Here is a 4,030-nt window from a genome sequence, read left to right as displayed (position 1 = left end):
TCACCGGCGAGGGGCAAGTGACCGGTGATCTCGAGGCATTGCGGATCCAGCATCGGCTTTCAGGCGCCATCGAGGCCCGGCTGCGGGCACAGGTCAACGAGGCGTTGAAGACACCGCATTGGCAGGCCGAGCTTGATCTCGCGTCCATCGATCTGCCCGAACTCGTGCCGGAGGCGCCGCCGATCGATCTCCAGGCACGGTTGCAGAGCACAGGAAGGCTCGACGATTATTCCTATCGCATCGATGCCCAAGCCTATGGCGAGCACATCCCAGACACCGAACTCGCGCTGGCGGGAAGCGGCGATCAGCGCCACACGGATCTCCGCGAACTCAAGATCGACACGCTGAATGGTCTCATCAGCGGTAAGGGCCGGTTGGACTGGTCAACGGAGCTGAGTTGGGAGCTGGCGCTGACCGCGAGCGATCTCGATCCTGGCCGCTATGCGGCGGGACTGGAGGGCCGCATCGGGCTGAGCGCCGAGACCGCCGGCGGGCTTGAGAGCGGCTTCGATTTCAGGCTCAACGCGGAGGCGGCGCTCGCCGATTATCCGCCGACCCGCCTGGATCTGGCTGGCAGCGGGACGACATCCGAGGCCAGGTTCGAGACGCTGGCGATCGAGGTCATCGATGGCCGCATCGAGGGCAGCGGCACGCTGAGCTGGTCGCCCAGGCCGCGCTGGGAGGCCGATCTGACCTTGGCCGAGCTGGACCCAGGACAACTGCTCGCCGATTGGCCGGGCAGGCTCGGCGGGCGCCTCCAGAGTCAGGGCGAGCTGACGGCGGACGGTCTCGATCTCGGCGCCCGTCTCGACGAGTTCGGCGGCGAGCTGCGCGGTTATCCGGTGACCCTGCAGGCGGATCTCGGGATGCAAGGGGAGACGCTCAGCCTTCGCACGCTGCAAGCGGCCTCCGGCGAGACGCGATTCGTCGCCGATGGACGGGTCGGCGAGCGGTTGGATCTGCGCTATAGCCTCGACTCGCCGAACCTGGCCGCCCTGCTGCCGGATCTCCAGGGCCGCCTCGAGGCCGAGGGCACGCTCGTCGGAACCCGCGCGCAGCCGCGCGCAACATTGACGCTCACGGGTCGGGGGATCGAGCTGGACGGCCAGGGCATTGCGCGCCTCGATGCCACGGCCGATGTCGGCCTCGCCCCGGAAAGCCCCTTTCGGCTTACCCTCGAGGGCGACACGCTGATCCTCGGCGGCCAGCGCTTCGAGCGCCTGCGGGCGCGGGGGCAGGGCAGCACCGGCTCGCATCGGCTCAACGCCGAGATCAATGGCGAGCCGCTGAGCCTCGCGCTGGCCCTCGAGGCGGGTCTCGACAACCGCCGCGCCTATCGCGGTCGCTTGACGCGGCTGGCGCTGGCGTCGCGGGAATACGGCGATTGGGGCTTGGAACGCGCGGCGCCCTTCAACCTGGCCGCAGGTGCGGTGGAGGCAGGTCCGCTCTGTCTCGGCAACGGCGGCTCCTCGAGCGGCTGTATCGGCTTTCGCCAGCCCGAGGCGGGGCGGGTCTCGGTCGCGCTCGATCTGCAACGGCTTGACTTCGAGCTGCTCGACGCGCTCACCCCGGAGACCACCTCGATCAACGGCTATCTGACCGCGCGCGCCGACATCGAGGCCGAAGGCGATCGGCTCGCCGGCAGCGCCGAGCTGCGGGTGCCCGAGGGCGGGGTCGAGATCGTCCTCGCCAAGGCGAGCGAGACCTTGGTGTTCAGCGGCACCCGGCTCGATGTGCGCGCCGGCGACGCCGGCGTGGATGCGCGCTTCGAGCTGCCCATCGACGGCGCCGGACGGGTCGACGCCGAGGTTGGCCTGCCCGGCTTCCGGCTCGGTGCGCTCGAGCGCCAGGCATTGAATGGGCGTCTCCGCATCGCGCTCGACGGGCTGGACCGGTTCGCGGCGCTGGCGCCCGAGGTCAGCGACACCGAAGGCCGGATCGATGGCGATCTCGGGCTCGGCGGCCGGCTGACGCAACCCCGGATCAACGGCAGCCTGGCGGCTCGCGAGCTTGCGCTGAGCGTTCCAGTGCTTGGGCTGCGCGTCGAGGATCTCGATCTGACCGCCGCCAGCGAGGGCGGGGATGCGATCCGGCTCGATGGCGGTGCCCTGGTGGGCGGCGGTCAGCTCGATGTCGATGGCCAGGTGACCGACATCAGCGCAGGGCAGCCCAACCTCTCGGTGCAGCTCACAGGGCAAGACCTCAAGGTGGCCGACAGCAAGGAATACATGGCGGTGGTGTCCTTGGATCTGGAGGCGGGCTTTGGTCCTGACGGTGGCGCGGTGCGCGGCGAGCTGAGCGTGCCCAAGGCAACCATCATGCCGCGCACGATTCCGGCGGGGGCGGTCCAGCCGTCGCCGGACGTGGTGCTCGAGGAAAAGACCGACAACGGCGGGGTGCCGATCGGCATCGATGTCCTCGCCGAACTCGGGGACGAGGTGCTGATCGAGGCCTTCGGGCTGCAGGGGCGGCTACAGGGTCAGCTTCGGGTCACGCAAGAGCCAGGCAAGCCCTTGCTGGGCAATGGTGAACTGGAGGTGATCGATGGCACCTATCGGGTGTCGCTCCCGGGACTCGGCCTCCTGACCTCGGTCGGTCCGCCGTTGGCGATCAAGAAAGGCATCGTCCTGTTCGCCAGCACCCCGCTCGACAATCCGGGGATCATCCTCGATGCGCAGCGCGAAGGGGGTGATCTCAGCGCTGGTGTGCGGGTGCTGGGGACCCTGCGGCATCCGAAGCTGGCGTTCTTCTCGGAGTCCGACCCGAACATGTCGCAATCCGAAATCACCCGTTATCTGGTGACCGGTATCCCGCCCCGGCGCGATGGCGAGACCGATGATCGTTCTCTCTCGGTCGGTACCTATATCGCGCCCAAGCTGTTCATGGAGTACGACAGCAGCCTGGGCGACCAGTCGGATCGCATCAAGATGCGTTACGACCTGACCAAACGTCTCCAACTGCAGAGCGAGACCGGTGACGCGCAAGGCGTGGATATCTTCTACAAGTTCGAGAATTGAGGCCGACGTGCGACGTGAATGAGCGCCGATGGGGGTCAAGCCGGGGATCAAGCCGGCGGCCAAAGCGGAAATCGAGCCCGGGATCGAGGCGGCAGGCAAGCGGGACATCCCTCTTCGCGCCAAGATACTGGCCGAGCTGGATCGTCGTGGGGCTGTTCAAGCTCCTGGCGCTGCTGCCGTTTCGGTTGCAAGTCGCGCTTGGGCGCGGTTTGGGCGGGATCGGCTATCGGCTGGCCTGGGGGCGGCGCCAGGTTGCGCGTGCCAACCTCGCGCTTTGTCTGCCCGAGTACGACTCGCGAGCGCGCGCGCGACTGGTGCGCGAGCATTTCGGCTGGCTGGGCGTCGCGGCGGTCTGTCAGGGGCTGAGCTGGTCGGCGCCGCCGCAGCGTTTGGCGCGCATCCTGCGCTTGCGCCATCGCGAGCGGATCGATGCCTTGCTGGCGGCCGGGCGGCCGGTGATCGTATTGGTGCCGCATTTCGTCGGGCTCGAGTTGGGCGGGACCGCGTTCACGGCCCTGGTGCATCCCGGCATGTATATGTATCAGCGTATCCGGAATCCGGTGCTCGATGCGCAGGTGCGCCGAGCGCGCACGCGCTTCGGGGCGATTCCGGTCGAGCGCCGGGATGATCTGCGCGGGTTGATTCGGACGCTGAAGTCAGGCGTGCCGTTGTTTTATCTACCGGATCAGGACCCGGGTCGGCGGCGCGGTCTGTTCGTGCCGTTTTGCGGCGTGCCGGCGGCGACCGTGCCGACCTTGGGGCGCATCGCGCGGCTTGCGAATGCGGTGGTGATTCCGACCTTTGCGCGCTTCTTGCCGAGCGGCGAGGGGTTGGAGCTGTGTTTCGATCCGCCGCTCGCGGATTTTCCGAGCGGCGATGTGGAGGCCGACACGGCGCGGATGAATCGGGTGATCGAGGCGCGTTTGCGCAGCATGCCGGCGCAGTATTTCTGGGTGCATCGGCGCTTTAAGACTCGCCCCGAGGGCGCGGCGCCGATCTATCCTTCGCGGCGG

Annotated in this window: 2 protein-coding genes; both read left to right on the top strand. The window is 68.1% G+C overall.

Translation table 11 applies throughout. From position 1 onward, the window contains the following. A partial coding sequence (locus tag ACLFQI_RS12190; RefSeq protein ID WP_410759705.1) for a translocation/assembly module TamB domain-containing protein occupies nucleotides 1-3,017 on the top strand: 3,017 nt, incomplete at its 5' end. A 14-nt stretch (nucleotides 3,018-3,031) separates the two neighbouring features. Further along, the coding region (locus ACLFQI_RS12185) for a lysophospholipid acyltransferase family protein (RefSeq protein WP_410759703.1) at nucleotides 3,032-4,030 on the top strand (999 nt) is incomplete at its 3' end.

Source organism: Halochromatium sp. (genome assembly GCF_046541315.1).
Lineage (GTDB): Bacteria > Pseudomonadota > Gammaproteobacteria > Chromatiales > Chromatiaceae > Lamprobacter.
This window is presented reverse-complemented; position numbering and strand designations above follow the sequence as displayed.